The 18,818-nt window shown below is 75.8% G+C and carries 17 protein-coding genes and 1 pseudogene; 12 read left to right on the top strand and 6 right to left on the bottom strand.

Features of this window, described 5'->3' with window-relative positions; translation table 11 throughout:
• Positions 1 to 165 precede the first annotated feature (165 nt).
• From P3H78_RS22740 to P3H78_RS22715, 6 genes are all read left to right on the top strand, one after another.
• Entirely contained in the window at positions 166 to 831 is a 666-nt protein-coding gene (locus P3H78_RS22740) for a FadR/GntR family transcriptional regulator (protein ID WP_276110957.1), read from the top strand.
• 47 nt (positions 832 to 878) lie between these two features.
• Positions 879 to 1,895 carry an asparaginase gene (locus P3H78_RS22735; RefSeq protein ID WP_276110942.1) on the top strand — a complete coding sequence of 339 codons (1,017 nt, stop codon included), beginning with the start codon at positions 879 to 881 and terminating at the stop codon, positions 1,893 to 1,895.
• Between the two features lie 259 nt (positions 1,896 to 2,154).
• Positions 2,155 to 3,564 (top strand): aspartate ammonia-lyase, encoded by a 1,410-nt coding sequence (aspA, locus tag P3H78_RS22730; protein ID WP_276110940.1) that lies wholly within the window; start codon positions 2,155 to 2,157, stop codon positions 3,562 to 3,564.
• A 45-nt stretch (positions 3,565 to 3,609) separates the two neighbouring features.
• Complete coding sequence (locus P3H78_RS22725) at positions 3,610 to 4,533, top strand: glutaminase (protein WP_276110939.1); 924 nt, start codon at positions 3,610 to 3,612, stop codon at positions 4,531 to 4,533.
• A gap of 154 nt (positions 4,534 to 4,687) precedes the next feature.
• Positions 4,688 to 6,082, top strand: coding sequence for a polyprenol phosphomannose-dependent alpha 1,6 mannosyltransferase MptB (mptB, locus tag P3H78_RS22720; protein ID WP_276110956.1), 1,395 nt, complete (start codon positions 4,688 to 4,690; stop codon positions 6,080 to 6,082).
• Positions 6,079 to 7,455, top strand: coding sequence for a glycosyltransferase 87 family protein (locus P3H78_RS22715; RefSeq protein WP_313884418.1), 1,377 nt, complete (start codon positions 6,079 to 6,081; stop codon positions 7,453 to 7,455). The genes mptB and P3H78_RS22715 overlap by 4 nt, the downstream gene beginning before the upstream one ends.
• 74 nt (positions 7,456 to 7,529) lie before the next feature.
• Here the strand turns inward: P3H78_RS22715 and P3H78_RS22710 are convergent.
• Positions 7,530 to 8,336: pseudogene (locus P3H78_RS22710) on the bottom strand (D-alanyl-D-alanine carboxypeptidase family protein); the annotation flags it as partial.
• A gap of 158 nt (positions 8,337 to 8,494) precedes the next feature.
• Positions 8,495 to 9,715, bottom strand: a complete 1,221-nt coding sequence (rho, locus tag P3H78_RS22705; protein WP_276110937.1) for a transcription termination factor Rho — start codon at positions 9,713 to 9,715, stop codon at positions 8,495 to 8,497.
• Positions 9,716 to 10,135: 420 nt separating this feature from the next.
• On the opposite strand from rho, the gene P3H78_RS22700 reads away from it, so the two are divergent.
• A complete protein-coding gene (locus P3H78_RS22700; protein ID WP_276110955.1) occupies positions 10,136 to 11,350 on the top strand; it encodes a cytochrome P450 family protein in 1,215 nt (404 codons plus the stop codon).
• Positions 11,351 to 11,462: 112 nt separating this feature from the next.
• Here the strand turns inward: P3H78_RS22700 and P3H78_RS22695 are convergent, their stop codons facing one another.
• Positions 11,463 to 11,861: a nuclear transport factor 2 family protein gene (locus P3H78_RS22695; RefSeq protein ID WP_276110936.1), complete on the bottom strand. Its 399-nt coding sequence runs from the start codon at positions 11,859 to 11,861 to the stop codon at positions 11,463 to 11,465.
• A 77-nt stretch (positions 11,862 to 11,938) separates the two neighbouring features.
• Between P3H78_RS22695 and P3H78_RS22690 the strand changes: the two genes are divergently transcribed.
• Both P3H78_RS22690 and P3H78_RS22685 read left to right on the top strand, forming a co-directional pair.
• Positions 11,939 to 12,508 carry a PadR family transcriptional regulator gene (locus P3H78_RS22690; protein ID WP_276110935.1) on the top strand — a complete coding sequence of 190 codons (570 nt, stop codon included), beginning with the start codon at positions 11,939 to 11,941 and terminating at the stop codon, positions 12,506 to 12,508.
• Positions 12,508 to 13,353, top strand: a complete 846-nt coding sequence (locus P3H78_RS22685; protein ID WP_276110934.1) for a class I SAM-dependent methyltransferase — start codon at positions 12,508 to 12,510, stop codon at positions 13,351 to 13,353. Before P3H78_RS22690 ends, P3H78_RS22685 begins: the two co-directional genes overlap by 1 nt.
• Positions 13,354 to 13,529: 176 nt before the next feature.
• On the opposite strand, the gene P3H78_RS22680 is transcribed toward P3H78_RS22685, so the two are convergent.
• Positions 13,530 to 14,285 (bottom strand): ferredoxin reductase, encoded by a 756-nt coding sequence (locus P3H78_RS22680; protein ID WP_276110933.1) that lies wholly within the window; start codon positions 14,283 to 14,285, stop codon positions 13,530 to 13,532.
• Positions 14,278 to 14,883, bottom strand: a complete 606-nt coding sequence (locus P3H78_RS22675) for a sulfite oxidase-like oxidoreductase (RefSeq protein ID WP_276110954.1) — start codon at positions 14,881 to 14,883, stop codon at positions 14,278 to 14,280. The genes P3H78_RS22680 and P3H78_RS22675 overlap by 8 nt, the downstream gene beginning before the upstream one ends.
• Positions 14,884 to 15,193: 310 nt before the next feature.
• On the opposite strand from P3H78_RS22675, the gene P3H78_RS22670 reads away from it, so the two are divergent.
• Positions 15,194 to 15,967 (top strand): GNAT family N-acetyltransferase, encoded by a 774-nt coding sequence (locus tag P3H78_RS22670; RefSeq protein WP_276110932.1) that lies wholly within the window; start codon positions 15,194 to 15,196, stop codon positions 15,965 to 15,967.
• A gap of 79 nt (positions 15,968 to 16,046) precedes the next feature.
• Here the strand turns inward: P3H78_RS22670 and P3H78_RS22665 are convergent, their stop codons facing one another.
• On the bottom strand, positions 16,047 to 16,517 hold the full coding sequence (locus P3H78_RS22665) for a MarR family winged helix-turn-helix transcriptional regulator (protein WP_438828016.1): 471 nt from the start codon (positions 16,515 to 16,517) through the stop codon (positions 16,047 to 16,049).
• Between the two features lie 81 nt (positions 16,518 to 16,598).
• Between P3H78_RS22665 and P3H78_RS22660 the strand changes: the two genes are divergently transcribed.
• Together P3H78_RS22660 and P3H78_RS22655 are read left to right on the top strand one after the other, a co-directional pair.
• Entirely contained in the window at positions 16,599 to 17,705 is a 1,107-nt protein-coding gene (locus tag P3H78_RS22660; protein WP_276110931.1) for an ABC-2 transporter permease, read from the top strand.
• A gap of 194 nt (positions 17,706 to 17,899) precedes the next feature.
• Positions 17,900 to 18,781 (top strand): putative protein N(5)-glutamine methyltransferase, encoded by an 882-nt coding sequence (locus tag P3H78_RS22655; RefSeq protein ID WP_276110930.1) that lies wholly within the window; start codon positions 17,900 to 17,902, stop codon positions 18,779 to 18,781.
• Positions 18,782 to 18,818 lie beyond the last annotated feature (37 nt).

Below are 18,818 nucleotides of genomic sequence, written 5' to 3'. Positions count from 1 at the left end.
GGCCCGGGGGGGGTGGGGGGCCGGGGCCCGGGCACCGCACCCCACGCGCGTTTCCGGCGGGTCCCGTACCCGCCCGGCTTGACAGCCGCGCCCCGCAGCCCGCACGATCGGCCCGTGAACCTGTCAGACAGCCAGACAGGTGGGACGCCGCGGCGGGTCAGCGCCATGGAAGCGGTGCTCACCCACCTGCGCACCGCCATCGAGCGCGGCGACTACGCGATCGGCGACAAGCTGCCCTCCGAGGCCGAGCTCTGCCGCACCCTGGAGGTCTCCCGGCCCGTCCTGCGCGAGGCACTGCGCGCCCTGCAGACCATGGGCCTGACCGTCTCGCGCACCGGCAGGGGCACCTTCGTCGTCGCCGGAGCCGTGGAGGACCCCACCTTCGGCGACTACGCGGCCAGCGACCTGCTGGAGGTCCGCCGGCACGTCGAGATACCGGTCGCGGGCTACGCGGCCGTGCGCCGCACCGCCGAGGACCTCGACCACCTGACCCACCTGCTGGAGCGGATGGAACGCGAGACCGACACCACCTCGTGGGTCGCGCTGGACACGCTGTTCCACCTGGCCGTGGCACGGGCGGCCCGCAACCCGGTCTTCCGCCGGGTCATCGAGGAGATCCGCGACGCCCTCGCCCGGCAGTCCGCCTTCCTCAACGAGCTGGGCGACCGCCGCGAGCAGTCGAACCGCGAACACCGGGCCATCGTCGAGGCGCTGACCGACGGGTCCGAGCCCGACGCGGTCGCGGCCATGTCCCACCACCTGGACCGCGTCCAGACGACGCTCACCGACATCGTGCGCCCGGCGCGCACCGTCCCCGGAGCCGGCGCGTGACCCCCGCCCGGACCCGCCACCCCCACCCACGAGTGAACCAGGCCGTGATGCAGAGCAGCTCCCGCGCGGACGCACCCGCCATCCGCGAACCCCTCCACGCCCCCGTCGCCCACCTCATACGCGGCGGGGTGATCGAAGGCATCCACTACGGATCCGTCGCCGTCCTCGACACCGACGGCACGGTCGGCCTCCAGCTCGGCGACATCGAGGCCGCCTTCTACCCCCGCTCCGCCCTCAAGCCCCTCCAGGCCGCGGCCATGGTGGCCGCCGGGCTCCCGCTCGACGGCGCGCTGCTCTCGCTCGCCGCCGCCAGCCACTCCGGAGAGGAGCGCCACCTGGCCGGCACCCGCCGCATCCTCGACCTGGCCGGCCTCGCCGAGGACGACCTGCGCAACGTGCCGGACCTGCCCTACGACCCGGCGGTCCGCGACACCTGGGTGCGCGAGGGCCGTCCCGCCTCCCGGCTCGCCCAGAACTGCTCCGGCAAGCACGCGGCCATGCTCTACACCTGCCGCCTCAACGGCTGGTCCCTGCACGACTACCTCGAACCGGCGCACCCGCTGCAGCAGGCGATCGCCGGGACCGTCGAGGACCTCACCGGGCAGCGCCTCGCCGGGGTCACCGTCGACGGCTGCGGGGCGCCCCTCTTCTCCGTCTCCCTGCACGGTCTGGCCCGGGCCGCCGCCCGCATCACCACCGCCGCTCCCGGCACCCCCGCCGCCCGGGTCGCGGACGCGATGCGCGAGCACGCCGAGATGGCCTCCGGCTCCGGCCGGGACGTCGCCGCGCTGATGCGGGCCGTGCCCGGCCTGCTCGCCAAGGACGGCTTCGAGGGCGTGCAGGTCGCCGCCCTGCCGGACGGCCGCGCCGTCGCCGTGAAGATCGCCGACGGTGCGAACCGGGCGCGGATCCCGGTCGCCGCGGCCGCCCTGGTCCGGGCCGGCGTGGACCCCGGCCTGCTCACCGACTTCGCGGGGGAGACCCTGCTCGGCGGCGGCGAACCCGTCGGCATGGTCCGCCCGGTGCGGGCCCTGGACCCGGCCCCGCTTCCGGCCTGCGCCTGACCCGCCCGCCCGGGCACCCCGCACCCCGCCGCGGGAGTGCCCGGCACCGCCGCACCGGCGCCCGCCGCCTGCGGCGCCGACGCCCCGGCCGGCCCCGACCCGACGCGTACGCCGCCGCACCGGCCCGGACCGACGGCGTGGGCCCTGGCCGTACCCCCCGGTGCGGCCCGCGCCGCCGGAGCCGCGCCCGTGCCCCCGCGGCACCTCCCCGACCCGTCCCGGCACCCACCCCGCACCAGTGAAGAAGGACCGCCCCGCCATGACCGCCGCCAGCCGCAGCGAACACGACCTCCTCGGGGACCGCGACGTACCCGCCGACGCGTACTGGGGCATCCACACCCTGCGCGCCACGGAGAACTTCCCCATCACCGGCACCCCGATCTCCGCCTACCCGCACCTGATCGACGCCCTCGCCGCCGTCAAGGAGGCCGCCGCCCGGGCCAACGAGGAACTCGGCCTGCTGGAGCCGGAGAAGGCCGCCGCCGTCGTCGCCGCCTGCCGCGAGATCCGCGCCGGCGCCCTGCACGACCAGTTCGTCGTCGACGTCATCCAGGGCGGCGCCGGCACCTCGACCAACATGAACGCCAACGAGGTCGTCGCCAACCGGGCGCTGGAACTCCTCGGCCACGCCAAGGGCGACTACCGGCACCTGCACCCCAACGAGCACGTCAACCTCGGCCAGTCGACCAACGACGTCTACCCGACCGCCGTGAAGATCGCCACGGTGTTCGCGGTGCGCGGGCTGCTGAAGGCGATGGCGGTGCTCCAGGACACCTTCGCCGGCAAGGCCGTCGAGTTCCGGGACGTGCTGAAGATGGGCCGCACCCAGCTCCAGGACGCGGTTCCGATGACACTCGGCCAGGAGTTCTCCACGTTCGCCGTCATGCTCGACGAGGACCGCAGCCGCCTGGCCGAGGCGGTCGAGCTGATCCACGACATCAACCTCGGCGCCACCGCGATCGGCACCGGACTCAACGCCCCCGCTGGCTACGCCGAGTCGGCCCGCCGCCACCTCGCCGACATCACCGGCCTGCCCCTGGTCACCGCGGCCAACCTGGTCGAGGCGACCCAGGACTGCGGCGCCTTCGTGCAGATGTCCGGCGTGCTCAAGCGCATCGCCGTGAAGCTCTCCAAGAGCTGCAACGACCTGCGGCTGCTGTCCTCCGGACCGCGCGCCGGCCTCGGCGAGATCAACCTGCCGCCCGTGCAGGCCGGTTCGAGCATCATGCCGGGCAAGGTCAATCCGGTGATCCCCGAGGTGGTCAACCAGGTCGCCTTCGAGGTCATCGGCAACGACGTCGCCATCACCATGGCCGCCGAGGCCGGTCAGCTCCAGCTCAACGCCTTCGAGCCGATCATCCTGCACTCCCTCTCCGAGAGCATCACCCACCTGCGCAGCGCCTGCCTCACCCTCGCCGAGCGCTGCGTCGCGGGCATCACCGCCAACACCGACGCGCTGCGGGCCACGGTCGAGAACTCCATCGGCCTGGTCACCGCGCTCAACCCGCACATCGGCTACACCGCCGCCACGGACATCGCCAAGGAGGCCCTGGCCTCCGGGCGCGGAGTGGCCGAACTGGTGCTGGAGAAGGGCCTGCTGCCGGCCGAGCGGCTCACCGACCTGCTGCGCCCCGAGGTCCTCGCGGGCAGCGGCGCCCGCCGGGCCTGACCCGCGGATGCGCGACCGGACCGGCCCGGAGGGACAATAGTGATCATGACCTCGTCCAAGACCTTCCAGCCGGTCCTGGAGCGCATCGCGGAGGAGATCGGGCGGACCCCCGGCCGTGGACGCCCCGCGGACTACATCCCGGCGCTCGCGGCCCGCGACCCGCGCGCCTTCGGCATGGCCGTCGCGGAGCCGGACGGCACGGTGTACGGGGTGGGGGACTGGCGCGAGCCGTTCTCCACCCAGTCCATCACCAAGGTCTTCACCCTCGCCCTCGACCTGGCACGCGAGGGCGACGAGCTGTGGGAGCACGTGGGCCGCGAGCCCTCGGGCAATCCCTTCAACTCGCTGGTGCAGCTCGAGTACGAGAGCGGCATCCCGCGCAACCCCTTCATCAACGCGGGCGCCCTCGTGGTCACCGACCGGCTCCAGACCCGTACCGGCGACGCGGCCGCCGAACTCCTCGGCTTCCTGCGCACCGAGAGCCGCAACCCGGACCTGGACTTCGACCGGGAGGTCGCCGCCTCCGAGGACGCCCACGGCGACCGCAACGCCGCCCTCGCCCACTTCATGGCCTCCTACGGCAACATCGACAACCCCGTGCCGGTCCTCCTCGACCAGTACTTCCGCCAGTGCTCGGTGACCGCGTCCTGCGCCGACCTGGCCCTGGCCACCGGCTTCCTCGCCCGGCACGGTGTCCGCGCCGACGGCAGCCGGCTGCTGTCCAGCAGCCAGGCCAAGCAGATCAACGCGGTGATGATGACCTGCGGGACCTACGACGCGGCGGGCGAGTTCGCCTACCGGGTCGGCCTGCCCGGCAAGAGCGGCGTCGGCGGCGGCATCATCGCCGTCGTGCCGGGCCGCTGCACGCTGTGCGTGTGGAGCCCCGGCCTGGACGAGCGGGGCAACTCGGTCGCGGGCGTCGCGGCGCTGGACCGCTTCACGACCCTCACCGGGCTGTCGGTGTTCTGAGCCGTCCGGCCTTCGTCCGTCCGTCGCCCGCCGGCGGAGGGCGGGTGGGCGGCCCCTGCGGTGATCGCACGCCGGTCATGCGTGCGCCGCGGCGCGGCAGCCGCTCCGTCGCCTTCCGGCCACCCGGCGTCGACACGCTGACCGGGTGCTGGCCATGGACCTCCCCGCCGATCTCCGCCGCTGCCGGCTCCTCGGCCTGGTCGGCGCCGCCTGCCTCGCGCTCGGCGGAGAGGGGGCCGGGGCCCTGCCCGTCCGGCAGCTCCCGGCCCCCGCCGACGCCCGCGCCGCGCTCGGCGTGGTCGCCGTGTACTGCGGGGTCGTGCTGCTCACGGCGGCCTGGGCGCTGCTGGGCCGGCTGGTCGGCGGACCCCGCCCACCGTCCCCCCGCGACCTGCTCCTGGTCCTGGCCGCGTGGGCGGCACCCCTGCTGCTCGCGCCCCCGCTGTTCAGCCGGGACGTGTACAGCTACCTCGCGCAGGGGGCGATGGTCGACGCCCACCTCGACGTCTCCGGGTACGGGCCCGCCCATCTGGGCGGCCCCCTCGCCGACGAGGTCGCGCCCCTGTGGCGGCACACCGGCGCCCCCTACGGCCCGGTGTTCCTCGCCTGTGCCGGGGCGCTGTCCGGGCTCACCCGCACCGACGTCCCCGCCGGGTTGCTCGGCATGCGCCTGCTCGCGCTGCTCGGGCTCGCCCTGATGGCGGCCGCCCTGCCCCGTCTGGCACGCGCCTGCGGCGCCGACCCGTCCGCCGCCCTGTGGCTGGGCGCGCTGAACCCGCTGGTGCTGCTGCACCTGGTCGCCGGAGCCCACAACGACGCCGTCATGCTGGGCCTGCTCGGCGCCGGTCTGGTCGCCGCGCTCGGCCGCCGCCCGGTCGCCGCCGCCGTCCTGGTGACGCTCGCCGCGCTGGTCAAGGCGCCCGCGGCGCTCGGGCTCGCGGCGGTCGTGGCCCTGGACCTGCGCGCCGGCCGGGGCCCGGTGCGCGCGGTGGCGACGACGACCGCCGTCGCCGCGGCCACCACCGCCGCGGCGACCGCCGCCGCAGGCACCGGGTACGGCTGGACACGCGCCCTCGCCACCCCGGTGTCCGCGCAGAACTGGGCGCCCACCAGTCTCCTGGGCCGCGCCACCGGCGCGCTGCTGCGGCGGCTCGGGGACGGCCCGGCCCCGCTCGCCGTTCCCGCCTGGCACGCGGCGGGCCTGGCCGCCACCGCGGTCGTCGTGCTCCTCCTCTGGGTGCGCCTGCGCGGGCGCCCCGTGTACGCCCTCGGCCTGAGCCTCGCGGCGGTGGCCGCGTTCGGTCCGGCGCTCCGCCCCTGGTACGCGCTCTGGGGGGTGTTCCTCATCGCCGCGGCCGCGCCCGGCGCACCGGCCCGGCACCGGACGGCGGTCGTCAGCGCCCTCCTCGCCCTCGCCGTCCTGCCGGGCGGCGGCCCGGCAGGCACGGGGCAGCTCGTCCTCGCCGCCTCCGGGGCGGCCCTGGGCCTGGTCGTCCTGTGGCAGGCCCACCAGGCGTCCCCCGCCCCGGCCCTGGGCCGCCCGGCATGACCGGCCCCGCCGCACGCGGTCTCCTGCGCCGCACCGCCCCGCACGGACCCCGGCACCGCACCGCCGCCGTCGCCGCGCTGGCCGTCGCCGTCACCGTCTTCACGGCCACCGTGCCGCTGCTGCGCGACTGGTTCGACCTGCGCGTCTACTACGGCACCGTGGACAGCTGGCTGCACCACGGCGGCCGGATCTACGACTACGTGGTGCCGGGCACCGCCTACGGCTTCACCTATCCGCCGTTCGCCGCGCTGTGCATGGCGCCGATGGCGCTCCTCGGGTGGCACGGGGCCGTCGCCGTCGCCCTGCTGCTCGACGCGGCGGCCCTGGCCCTCGTCCTCGTGGTGCTCGCCGGAGCCGACGGGCGCCCGCTCGACCGGCACCGGTGGGCGGCCCTCGTGTGCCTGCTCGCCCTGTTCGAACCGCTGCGCGACACCGTCAGCTTCGGCCAGGTGAACCTGCTCCTGCTGGCGCTCGTCCTGGCCGACGCCCGGCTGCTGGCCACCGGCCGGGACCGCTGGGCGGGGGCGGGCATCGGTCTCGCCGCGGCGATCAAGCTCACCCCGGTCCTGTTCGTCGGGCTGCTGCTCCTGGGCGGCCGCCGCCGGGCCGCCGCCGTCGCCGGCCTGACCGCCGCCGCGGCGACCGCGCTCGCGGCCGCGGCGGTCCCGGACGCCTCGCGCTTCTACTGGACGCGGGCCCTGTGGGACACCGGCCGCGTCGGGCGCCTCGCCTACGTCTCGAACCAGTCGCTGCGGGGCGTCCTCGCCCGCCTCGGCGAGACCGGGGGCCCGCTGTGGGCGGCGGCCGCCGTGCTGGTCCTGGCCGTCTGGGCCCGGCGCTCGCGCGGGGCGACGGCGGCCGGCGACTGGCCGGCCGCGTTCGCGCTCACCGGTGCGGCGGCCTGCCTGGTCAGCCCGGTCACCTGGGTGCACCACCTGGTGTGGCTGCTGCCCGCACTGGCGGTCCTGCTGCGCGCGGGCCGGGTGCGCGCCGCAGCCGGCGTGTACCTGCTGCTGTGCAGCAGCGTGGTGTGGCTGTGGGTCGACGACGCCTCGGGCCTCGACGGCTTCCTCGGCGCCAACGCCTACACCTGGGCCACCCTCGGCCTGCTGCTGGCCCTGCCGGCGGGTCAGTCGCGGCGGGCCCGGCCGGCGCGCAGGCGAAGCGTGAGCAGCACCGCCCCGACCACCAGACCGGCCGCTCCCACCACGGCGCCCGTCTCCGGCCAGTCCGTCCCCGCGACGGTCACCGCGGCCGGCGTCACCACCGATGCGGCGTGCACCACGGGACGCAGCCCGTCGAGCGAGCCGACCGGGTCGACCTTGCCGGCGGCGTCGAAGCCCCAGTCGAGCAGCCCGCGGGCCTCCTCGTAGACGGAGCCCGCCCGAGGGTTCATCACGGTGACGACGAGGGTGCGCCCGCCCCGGTGGGCGGCGGCCACGAGCGTGTTGCCCGCGTTGGTGGTGTAGCCGTTCTTGATGCCGATCAGGCCCGGATAGGGCGACACGCCGTGCAGGCCGGTCAGCAGCCGGTTGGTGTTCGCGATCTCGTAGGTGGACCCGCTCTCGCCGGGGAAGGCGGCCTCGGCGGTGGAGCAGTAGCGCGCGAAGTCCGGGTTGCGCAGACCGGCCCGCCCGAACACCGCGAGGTCGTACGCCGAGGAGACCTGGCCGTCGGCGTCGTAGCCGTCGGGGGACAGGACGTGGGTGTCCCTGGCGCCCAGGGCACGTGCCTTCGCCTGCATCTGCCGGGCCGTGTGGTCCCAGCCGCCGTTGAGCGCGGCCAGCACGTGCACGGCGTCGTTGCCGGAGTTCAGGAACACCCCGCGCCACAGGTCGGACACCCGGTAGGTGTTGCCCTCGGTGACCCCGACGAGGCTGCTGCCCGCACCGATGCCGGCCAGGTCCTCCGCGCTGACGGTGTGCCGGACCCCGCTGGGCAGCGTGGGCAGCACGGTGAGGGCGAAGAGGGTCTTCAGGGTGCTCGCGGGCGGCAGTTGGCGGTGCGCGTCGTGCGCGGCGAGGACCTGCCCGGTGCTCGCGTCGGCCACCAGCCACGACAGCGCGGAGACCTGAGGGAGGTCCGGGGCTCCGGCATGCGGCCGCACCTGCGTGCCGGAGTGCTCCAGGACGGCAGGCTGTGGCACGGTCACGCCGGGCCGGCCCGCCGCGCCGGGGTCGGCGCCGGTCGGTGCCGCGGCCGCGACCGGGGAGGCCAGGGCCAGCGCACCGGCCGCACTCAGGGCGCAGGCCATCAGGGCGCTGCGGGGGGAATGTCCTATCGTCATGCTGCCAACGTAGGAACGGTCGGGCCCCGGCGGGATGCTGCCGACGGCCGAACGGGGGGCGCGGGCACCCGGATGCGCTAGTGGGAGCCCCGACCGGCCCACCCGGCTTCCTGCCGGCCACCGCCTCAGGCGGCCGGCAGGGAGGGCCGGACACGGCGCAGGAACGCGGCGTTGTCGGGCGTCGCGCGCAGCCGGTCGAGCAGGGTCTGCAGGCTCGTGTGGCCGTCGCGGCCCCGCAGGGCGCGGCGCAGACCGCGGACGGCGTCCAACTCGGCCGGAGGAAGCAGCAGTTCCTCCCGGCGAGTGCCGGAGGCGTAGAGATCGACGGCCGGGAAGAGGTGGTGGGAGGCCGCCTCGCGGCTCAGCCGGAGCTCCATGTTGCCGGTGCTCTTGAGCTCCTCGAAGAACAGGTCGTCGGCCCGGGAGCCGGTCTCCACCAGCGCGGTGGCCAGCAGGGTGAGCGAACCGCCCTCCTCGGCCGCGCGGGCGGCGCCGAAGAACCGCTTGGGGCCCTGCAGGGCACCCGCGTCCACCCCGCCGCTGAGGGTGCGGCCGCCCGCGCCGGCCGCGTGGTTGTGCGCCCGGCACAGCCGGGTCAGCGAGTCCATCAGGACGACCACGTCCTCACCGGCCTCGACGTGCCGCTTGGCCCGCTCCAGGACGAGGTCGGCGAGCGCGACGTGCTCCGCGGGCCTCCGGTCGAAGGTGGAGGCGTACACCTCGCCGCGCACCGAGCGCCGCATGTCGGTGACCTCCTCCGGCCGCTCGTCCAGCAGCAGCACCATGAGGCGGCATCCGGGGTGGTTGCCGGCGACCGCGGCGGCGATCTGCTGGAGCAGCACCGTCTTGCCGGTCCGCGGCGGGGCCACGATCAGCCCGCGCTGGCCCTTGCCGACGGGTGCGACCAGGTCGGTGAGGCGTCCGGCGGGCCCGGCACCGGGGTGTTCCAGGCGGAGCCGCTCGTGCGGGTGGACCGGGGTCAGGTCCGCGAAGCGGCGGCGCGGGTGCGGGCCGCCGGGCGCCCGGCCCTCGATCAGGGAGACGTCGCTGAGTGTGTTCCCGCGCTGCCCGCCGACGGTGCCTTCGACGAGGTCGCCCCGGCGCAGCCCGTGCCGTTCGACCAGCGTGGGCGGGACCTCCGGGTCGGCGGGGGAGGAGAGGCAGTCCCCGGCCCGCAGACGGCCGCGGCCGCGGGCGTCGAGGTCGAGGACGCCGGTGACGGTCCGGCGGGCGGGTGCGGGATCCCGGCGCACCGGGGGGCGGTCGAGTGCGGTGGTCATGGAGGCGGTCCTTTCGAGGACGGGGGAAAGGCGCGCTGGAGGCGCGGGCCGCGAGCGGGGGCGCATGCCGGACGGCGGGGCCCCGGGCGGCGGGTGACGCCGTCTCCCGGGGTGCGGCGGACAGCCGTCGCGCGGCAGGAAGGCCGCTCGGGAGGTGGCGGTGGGAAGCCGGTGCGGTGGGCCCGGACGGGCGGACGGCACGGCCGATACGGAGGAGATGCGCGACGGCGTCCACGACGGGGACTGCACGAGCGCTGTGGGCACCCTACCACGACCTCCGGCGCGCGCCACCGGCAGAGAACGAGTGCACCCGTCTCCCGCGGGGTTGCGGATCCGGGTCCGGGTCCGCTGCACGGGCCCTGCCCAGGGAGCTGCGCGCCGGGCCGCGACACGGCAGAATCGACCGCCGGACGCCGTCAACCAGGCCGCGCGCCGCAGGAATCGGAGGATGCACCGGTGGACACCCCGCACCCCGCGCCGCATCGCATGGACCCCGCGGGCGGCTGCCCGCACGCCGTCAACGCCCGCTTGCGCACCCGGGGCGCGGTCGCGCCGGTCGTGCTGCCGGGGGAGGTGGAGGGTGCGGTCGTCCTCGGGCACGAGGCGCTGAAGGACTTCCTCGCACATCCCGATGTCGCCAAGGACCCGCGGCACTTCACCGCCCTGCACGAGGGCCGGATCGCGGAGGGCTGGCCGCTGCGGACCTTCGCGACGGTACGCGGGATGACCACCGCGGACGGCGCGGACCACCGGCGTCTGCGGTCACTGGTCAGCCGCGCCTTCACCACCCGGCGCGTGGCCGAACTGCGGCCGGACGTCGAGGCACTGACGGACCGTCTTCTCGACGGACTGGAGGGCGCCGCCGCGGCCGGGCGGGGCGTCGCCGATCTGCGCCGGCACTTCGCCATGCCGCTGCCCATGGGCGTCATCGGCGAACTGCTCGGCGTGGACGCCGAGTACCGCGACCGGCTGCACCACCTGTCCAGCCGGGTCGTCGCCACCGACCTCGGGCCCGAGGAGGTCCTCGCGGCCAACCGGGAGCTGCCGGCCCTGCTCGGCACCATCGCCGCCGCCAAGGCCGCTCACCCCGGCGACGACCTCATCGGGGCGCTGATCGCCGCCCGGGAGGAGGACGGCGACCGGCTCGCCCCCGAGGAACTGATCGGCACCCTCGTGCTGATGATCGTCGCCGGACACGAGACCACGCTGAACCTGATCACCAACGCGGTGCGGGCCCTGTGCGCCCACCGCGACCAGCTCGCGCTCGTGCGCGACGGGCGGGCGGGCTGGGCCGACGTCGTGGAGGAGACCCTGCGCTGGGACGCCCCGGTCAGCTACTTCCCGTTCCGCTATCCGGTGCGGGACCTGACCGTCGGCGGGGCCGTCGTGCGCCGGGGCACGCCCGTCCTCGCGGGCTACTCCGCGGCCGGACGGGACCCGGCCGCGCACGGCCCGGACGCCGACCGCTTCGACGTCACCCGGTCCGCGCGGCCGGAGGCGGCACGGCATCTCTCGCTCGGCCACGGCGCCCACTACTGCCTGGGCGCTCCGCTGGCCCGGCTGGAGGCGACCGTCGCCCTGGAGCGGCTGTTCGCCCGCTTCCCCGAGCTGGACATCGCCGTACCGGAGCACGCACTCGCCCCGCACGCCGGGTTCGTGGGCAACAGCGTGCGCGACCTCCCGGTGCGGCTCCACCCCTGAGCCGCGGGTCGCCGGGCGCGGCACGGTGCCCGGCGACCCGAACCGCCCGCCCGCTCGGGCAGGGCCGTGGCGGACGGTCCGGGCGGCCCGGACGGCCCGGAGGGGCGGCGGGTCAGGCCGACCGCGTCGCGGCCCGGTGCGCGATCGACTCGAAGCGTGCCCCCATGGCCTCCGCCAGCGCCTGCGCCGCCGACAACGGCCGGACCATGACGGTCAGTTCGTCGATCCGGCCGTCCTCGTCCACGTGCAGGAAGTCGCAGCCCTCCAGGGTGCGGCCGCCCACCCGTGCGGTGAAGACCAGCGCCGTGTCGCGGCCGTCGGGCCCGCTCAGCTCCCGCACGTAGCGGAAGTCCTCGAAGACGCCGGCGACGGCCTCCAGGATCGCCGTCGTGATGGCCTTGCCCGCGTAGGGCCGGAACACCACCGGGCTGGTGAAGACCACGTCGTCGGCCAGCAGCGCCTCGACGGCGCCCAGGTCGTGCGCCTCGACCGCCTTGCGGAACGCGTGCACGGGATCACCCCACCATTCATAATCAAATAATTGAATAGGTGCGGTGGAGATTAATCACCGGTTGCTACCGTGTCCACATGTCGCTCAAGTACGCCGTGCTGGCGGCCCTCCTCGAAGGAGAGGCGTCCGGTTACGAGCTGTCGAAGATCTTCGACGTGTCCCTGGCGAACTTCTGGCCGGCCACGCCGCAGCAGCTGTACCGGGAGCTGGAGCGCCTGTCCCAGGAGGGGCTGGCCGAGGCGCGGGTGGTGGAGCAGCAACGCCGCCCGAACAAGAGGATGTTCACGCTCACCGAGGCCGGCCGGAGCGAGCTGGCCCGGTTCGCCGCCGAGCCGCCCCGGCGTCCCACCGCCGTCCGCGACGAACTCCTCGTCAAGATCCAGGCCGTGGACGGCGCCGATCCCGCCGCCTCCGCCGCGATGATCGAGGAGCGCATGACCTGGGCGCGGGGCAAGCTCGACCGCTACGAGCGGGTGCGCGAGCGGCTCCTGGGCGGCCGGGGCGAGGAGGAGTACCTGCGGGACGCCGAGCGCGTCGGCCCGTATCTCACGCTCCTGGCGGGCATCGCGTTCGAGCGGGAGAACCTCCGCTGGTGCGAGCGGGCCCGGGACGTCCTCGCCCGGCGCCCGGCCGCGGGGCGGCCGTGATGTTCGCACCCGGTGGCCCCAGCCTGCGCGAACTCGCCGTCCAGGCGCTGTCGTCCGTCGAGCACGGCTACGACCTGCTCGCGCCGAAGTTCGACCGCACCCCCTTCCGCACGTCCCGCCGCGTCCTCGACGCCGTCGCCGCGGCACTGGCCGAGGAGGGCCCGTTCGACGAGGGGCTCGACCTGTGCTGCGGGACCGGAGCCGGGACCGAGGTGACGGCCCGGCTGTGCCGGACCGGCGCCACGGGGCTCGACTTCAGCGCCGGCATGCTCGCCGTCGCCCGCTCCCGGACGCACGGCGCCCCGCCCGCCGTGCCGCCCACCGGTGCCGACGGCGGACCGGCCGCCGCGGTGCCGAGCGGTCCGGCCTGCGCACCGGCCGGGGTGCGGACCTCGTGGGTGCGGGCGGACGCCCGGGCCCTGCCGTTCCGCAGCGCGTTCGACCTGGTGGTGAGCTTCGGCGCCCTCGGGCACTTCCTGCCGCGCGAGCTGCCCGGCCTCTTCGCCCAGGTGCAGGGCGTACTGAGACCGGGCGGCCTGTTCGCCCTCCCGGTCCTCGCCCCGCCCCGCCCGGCCTCCCCGGCCTTCTGGACGCTGCTCGGCTTCGACACCGTCATGCGGGTGCGCAACGCCCTGTGGCGGCCGCCGTTCGTCATGTACTACCGCACGATGTACCTCGGGGGCGTGCTCAGGGAGCTGGAGCGGGCCGGCTTCCGGGTGGAGCTGCGGCCCCTCGCCGGGTTCGGCCGGCGCGACGACGGCACGCCCCGTGCGCGCCTGGTCGTGGCCCGCCGGCCGCCGGAGGGCCCCGGCGGCGGACCGTCCGCCCGCCCGCCGGCCGGGTGAACGCTCCGTGCGGGTTCCGGGCGATGCGCCCCGCGCGAGCGTGCCCGGAGCCCCGCGCGCGGGCGCGCTTCCAGGGACGGACGCTGCGGTGGACGACACCGTACGGCGGCGGCACGACACCCCGCCAGGCGGCCCCGCGCGTACCCGCGGCCCCGCGGGGCGCACCGGGGCGGCCGTCAGCCGAAGCGCTCGATGCGGATCCGGTCCACCGGCTGGCCCGCCGCGACCAGCAGCCGCGACGCGTGCTCGGCGAAGGCGTTCGAGCCGCACACGTACGCCTCCCAGCCGTCCGCCGGCGGTTCGGCGGTCAGCGGCGCCAGGTGCGCGGCCGCGAGGCGTCCCACCGGTGTGCCGGGCGGTGCGCTGCGGGTGAAGACCGGGGTGGTCTCCGCGCCGAACTCCTGCGCATAGATCAGCTCCCGGGGGCTGCGCGCGGACACCAGCAGCCGCAGGGGCACGGTCAGCCGCCGCCTCCGGTGGTGCCGCACCATCGACATCAGCGGGACGACGCCGGAGCCCGCGCCGATCAGCAGCGCGGGCCGGTCGCCGGGCCAGGCGAAGAAGCCGCTGACCGGGCCGCGCACCTCGACCCGGTCGCCGGGCCGGGCGGCGGTGTGGAACCAGCCGGAGACCTCGCCGCCCTCGACGTGGTCCAGGGTCACCTCGATGTGCCCGGAGGCGTCCGGCGCGGACGCGATCGAGTAGTGCCGCTGGGCCGTGTAGCCGTCCGCTGCGGTCAGCCGCAGCTGAAGGTGCTGCCCGGGCAGATGCCCCGCCCACGCGGGCACCGCGAGCCGGAACGTGGCCGCCCGCGGGGTCTCCCGGCGGATCTCGGCGACGGTGGCGGTCTGCCAGGCGGCCGCCGCTTGCCCGGCGACGGCGATGCGGCCCGGCACGGCGAAACGGGTGGGGGGTACGAAGGTCTCAGTCACCGGAGTACCGCTGCTCCTGCCAGGGGTTGCCGCGGGCGTGGTAGCCGTTCTGCTCCCAGAAGCCCGGTTCGTCGTGGTCGAGGATCCGCAGTCCGGCGATCCACTTGGCGCTCTTCCAGAAGTAGAGGTGCGGCACCAGCAGCCGCGCCGGGCCGCCGTGCTCCGCGGGCAGCGGCTCACCGTCGTGGGCCAGCGCGATCCAGGCGCGCCCGCCGGTCAGGTCGGCCAGCGGGAGGTTCGCCGTGTACCCGGTGTGCGCGTACGCGACCGCATGGGTGGCCGCGGCGTCGGGGCGCACCGCGTCCAGGAAGACGTCCAGGGACACCCCGCTGAAGCGCGTGCCGAACCTCGACCAGCCCGTCACGCAGTGGATGTCGCCCGCGTACTCCGACTGCGGCAGCCGTCCGACCTGCTCCCAGTCCCAGGTACCGGGCTCGGCCACGAGTCCGTCGACACGGAAGGTCCAGTCGGCGGGCGCGATCCCGGGCGTGACCTCGGCGGACAGCACGGGCCAGGCGTCCCCGGCGTCGTACTGCCCGGGAGGCAGGCCCGGGCCGTCCATACTGGGGCGCCCGGTGAATCCTCGGGTGACGTTCATGGCGATGGTGCCTCCAGGCCGCCGCGCGGGGGCGGCCCGCCGGTCGAGCGGTTCGGACGCGCCGGCCGTCACGGGTCGACTCCCGGCGCGGTCCCACCGTACGTGGTCGGGCGCCTCCCCCCCCGCCCGCGGGCCGCCGAGCCGGGGCGCGGGGCCGCTCCGCGCCCCGGCTCGGCGTGTGACGGCCGCCTGAATTCCCGCCGCCTCCGGGAATAGGCGCGCCGTGATCCACCTTGGGGCTGGTGGACCGGTTCCGGTGGCCGTGACCGGCCGGCCGGCGACAGCGAAGGAGACCAGGGGAGTGGGAGCCATGCCGACGACGCACGTCGCTCCGGAGGGCCGCGGAACCGGGAGCGGGAGCGGTCACGTCCTGGACCGTCCCGCCCTGGCCGCACTGACCGGACCCCATGCGCACTTCGCGGAGCGGCGCGGACGGATCCTGCGCTACCCGGCCGACGTCACTCCCTGGCAGGCGCTGCCCGACGAGCCCGACACCCGCGACTGGGCGGACGCCGCCGCCCTCGCCGGGCCCGGCGCCGAGGTGCCGCTGCTGGGCTACCGGGGCCGGGTGCCGGACGACTGGGAGATCACCTTCCGGATCGAGGGCGTGCAGTACGTCGACGACGGCCTGGCCGCCGCACCCGACCCCGAGGCGGTGGAGCTGGGGCCGGCCGACGTGCCCGAGATGCTCGACCTGGTCTCCCGCACCCGGCCCGGCCCGTTCCTGCCCCGCACCGTCGAGCTGGGCACGTACCTGGGGATCCGGCGGGACGGCGAGCTGGTCGCCATGGCGGGGGAGCGGCTGCACCCGCCGGGCTGGACCGAGATCAGCGCGGTGTGCACGGCCCCCTCCGTGCGCGGCGAGGGCCTGGCCTCGCGGCTGATCCTCGCTGTGGCCCACGGCATCCGCGCCCGCGGCGAGACCCCGTTCCTGCACACCGGCGCCGCGAACTCGGGCGCCATCCGGCTCTACGAGTCCCTCGGCTTCCGGCTCCGCCGCCGCACCGCCTTCCTCGGGGCTCGCGCCCCGCAGCACCTGGCGGAGGGCCGCACCGAGGAGCCGGCCGTCCGGGTCCCGTCGTGACGCGGGGATCCGAGGGAGGCCGAAGGGCGGGCCGCGACGCCCCGCACGCCCCCGGCCGGCCCGTGGCGGCGGTGCGGTGTCACCTGTTCCAGCCGTTGTACCGGGTGAGGTAGGCCGCGAACCGCTCAAGGTCCTCGGCCGACCAGTCGGCCAGCCGCTCCCGGAAGGCCGCCCGGCGGCTCTCGGTGACCTGGGCGAGGATCCGCCGGCCCGCGTCCGTCAGATGCAGCACCTGGACCCGGTGGTCCTCCGGGTCCAGCCGCCGCTCGATCAGCTCGGCACGCTCCAGTGCCGACACCTGGCGGCTGACCGTGGACTTGTCCAGCGCGTAGTGCGCCGCCAGGTCGGTGGCGCGGCAGCCGCCCAGGTCCTCCAGGTGCCCGAGCAGCGAGAACGACACGAGGGAGAGCTCGGGGTGCATGCGGCCCGCGGAGGCGCGGGCCCGGCGCGCGAAGGCCGTCATCTCGCGCTGGATCGTCTCCACGGCGGTCTCCCCGTCCGCCGCCGCGCGCGTGATCCCGGTCTCTTCCGGCCCCTGGGCTGCTGTCACGGAATGCCTCCCTCATGATTCTGGTTGTATAGTACAACCGAAGTGAGAGTTGTAAATACCACCCTTTGGAGGTCGTGAGCGATGAGGTCACCGGCGCTGCGCCATGTGCTCACCCACCTGATCACCCCGCTGCTGATGTGCCTGGGCATGGGGCTCGCGTACATGGGCGCCTTCGTGACCCCGGAGCCGCACCATCTGCCCGTCGCGGTCGTCGGCGAGGGCCCGCGGACCAAGGTGCTCGCCCAGACGGTCAAGGACCGGGCCGGCGACAAGCTGGACGTCCGCACCGTCGCCACCCGCTCCGAAGCCGTGGACCTGCTGAAGTCCCGCGACATCACCGGCGCCTACGTGCCCGGCGCCAGGACACCGGAGCTGCTGGTCGCCAGCGCCGGGTCCGACATGGGCGCCACCGCCGTCGAGAAGGTCTTCACGCCCGTCGCCGAGCAGCAGGGCGTGCCGCTGAAGGTGACCGACGTGGCGCGTCCGGTCTCCGACGACCCGACCGGCCAGGGCCTGTTCTTCCTGCTGATCGCGGTCAGCATCGGCTCCTACGCCTCCGTGGCCGCGCTGGGCGCCGCCGGCGCCGCGCTGCCCATGCGCGTCCGCGCGCTGCTCGCCCTCGGCGTGTCCGCCGCGGTGGGCGGCATCGGCGCACTGCTCGCCGGACCCGTCTTCCACCTGGCCCACCACGACCTCGCGGGCGTGTGGGGCATGGCCTGGACCTACTCCGCGGGCATCCTCCTGATCGGCGTGGGACTGCACACCTTCCTGAAGCGCTGGACCACGCTCACCATGATGGTGCTGTTCGTGATGCTGAACTTCACCAGCTCCGGCGGCCTGTTCCGCCCCGAGCTGCAGAACGGCTTCTTCGGCACCCTGCATGCCTTCTGGAACGGTGCGGGCTTCGTCGAGGGCGCGCGCAGCCTGCTGTACTTCTCCGGCGACGGCCTCGGCCGCGACGTGTGGACGCTGGTGGGCTGGCTGGTCGCCGGACTCGCCGTCACCGCGGTCGCCGCGCTGTCCGAGCGGGCCACCGCCCGGGCCCTGCCCGCCCGCCCGGACCGCGCCGACCGCACGGGTCACGGCGACGACGGCGGTCGCACCGGGAACGCCGGCGACACCGACCGGGACGATACCGCCCGCGCGGCCGCCGAGGAGGAGGAGCTCGAAGAGAGCGTGGGCGTCTGATCGTTGGGGTAGGGTGGCCGTCCCGTCGCGACCGTCGCGGCCGGACGCGGTGCCGAGGAGGTGAGCCCCATTACCGCTGTGTCAGCGCGGGTGCTCCCGTCCCGGGACGGCGCGGGTCGCCGGGCCTAGGCGACCCACCGGTCCCAGGTGACCGCGGGAGCGCCCCACGGCTCTCCGAAAGGCTCCCGGCCTCCATGCCCCCTCTGTCTTCTCCGCCGCCCTCGTCCGCCGACGTCCCCTCGTCCCCGGACGGCTCCCGTTCCCCCTCCTCGCTCCCGCCCGTGGTGCCCGCCTCCCCGGCGCCGCGGGCCGACGTCGCCGCCGCGCTGCGCGCCGCGGGCTGCGTCTTCGCCGAGGACGAGGCCGACCTGATCCTCGCCACCGCCCGGACGGCGGACGAGACCGCCGAACTGGTCCGCCGGCGCGCCGCCGGACTGCCCCTGGAGCAGGTCGTCGGCTGGGCCCGCTTCCACGGCCTGCGCATCAGCGTCGAACCGGACGTCTTCGTGCCCCGGCGCCGCACCGAGTTCCTGGTCGAGCAGGCCGTGGCCGCGGCGCCGGAGCGTGCCGTGGTGGTCGACCTGTGCTGCGGCTCCGGCGCGGTCGGGGCCGCGCTGGCCGACGCGCTCGACCCCGCGGAACTGCACGCCGCCGACATCGACCCGGCCGCGGTCCGCTGCGCCCGGCGCAACGTGGCCCCCTTCGCCGGACAGGTGCACACCGGCGACCTCTTCGACGCGCTCCCGCCCGCCCTGCGCGGCCGGATCGACGTGCTCGCCGCCAACGTCCCCTACGTGCCCACCGGCGAGGTCGGCCTCCTGCCCGCCGAGGCACGCGACCACGAACCCCTGGTCGCCCTGGACGGCGGATCCGACGGCCTCGACGTGCTGCGCCGCGTCACCGCCGACGCGCCGCGGTGGCTCGCCCGCGGCGGGCGGCTCCTGTCCGAGACGAGCGAACGGCAGGCACCGGCCGCGCTGGAGGCGCTCCGCCGGGCCGGACTCCACCCGCGCCTCGCCGTGTCGGAGGAGCTGCACGCCACCGTGGTGATCGGGGAGCTGCCCGGCCGACGGTGAGCGGCACGCCGTCCCGGCCCACGGCCGGCCGGGCACG

This window comes from Streptomyces tropicalis (assembly GCF_029269835.1).
In the GTDB taxonomy this organism is placed as follows: domain Bacteria; phylum Actinomycetota; class Actinomycetes; order Streptomycetales; family Streptomycetaceae; genus Streptomyces; species Streptomyces tropicalis.
The sequence above is the reverse complement of the archived record's forward strand: the minus strand, read 5'-3'. Positions and strand labels throughout refer to the sequence as shown.

Excerpts from the sequence above, each read along its gene's own strand:
- P3H78_RS22690 (WP_276110935.1), top strand. The coding sequence starts at position 11,939 with ATGTCGCTCAAGTACGCCGTGCTGGCGGCCCTCCTCGAAGGAGAGGCG.
- P3H78_RS22735 (WP_276110942.1), top strand. The coding sequence starts at position 879 with ATGCAGAGCAGCTCCCGCGCGGACGCACCCGCCATCCGCGAACCCCTC.
- rho (WP_276110937.1), bottom strand. The coding sequence starts at position 9,715 with ATGCGCCCCCGCTCGCGGCCCGCGCCTCCAGCGCGCCTTTCCCCCGTC.
- aspA (WP_276110940.1), top strand. The coding sequence starts at position 2,155 with ATGACCGCCGCCAGCCGCAGCGAACACGACCTCCTCGGGGACCGCGAC.
- P3H78_RS22670 (WP_276110932.1), top strand. The coding sequence starts at position 15,194 with ATGCCGACGACGCACGTCGCTCCGGAGGGCCGCGGAACCGGGAGCGGG.
- P3H78_RS22660 (WP_276110931.1), top strand. The coding sequence starts at position 16,599 with ATGAGGTCACCGGCGCTGCGCCATGTGCTCACCCACCTGATCACCCCG.
- P3H78_RS22725 (WP_276110939.1), top strand. The coding sequence starts at position 3,610 with ATGACCTCGTCCAAGACCTTCCAGCCGGTCCTGGAGCGCATCGCGGAG.
- P3H78_RS22715 (WP_313884418.1), top strand. The coding sequence starts at position 6,079 with ATGACCGGCCCCGCCGCACGCGGTCTCCTGCGCCGCACCGCCCCGCAC.
- P3H78_RS22740 (WP_276110957.1), top strand. The coding sequence starts at position 166 with ATGGAAGCGGTGCTCACCCACCTGCGCACCGCCATCGAGCGCGGCGAC.
- P3H78_RS22675 (WP_276110954.1), bottom strand. The coding sequence starts at position 14,883 with ATGAACGTCACCCGAGGATTCACCGGGCGCCCCAGTATGGACGGCCCG.
- P3H78_RS22700 (WP_276110955.1), top strand. The coding sequence starts at position 10,136 with ATGGACCCCGCGGGCGGCTGCCCGCACGCCGTCAACGCCCGCTTGCGC.
- P3H78_RS22685 (WP_276110934.1), top strand. The coding sequence starts at position 12,508 with ATGTTCGCACCCGGTGGCCCCAGCCTGCGCGAACTCGCCGTCCAGGCG.
- mptB (WP_276110956.1), top strand. The coding sequence starts at position 4,688 with ATGGACCTCCCCGCCGATCTCCGCCGCTGCCGGCTCCTCGGCCTGGTC.
- P3H78_RS22655 (WP_276110930.1), top strand. The coding sequence starts at position 17,900 with ATGCCCCCTCTGTCTTCTCCGCCGCCCTCGTCCGCCGACGTCCCCTCG.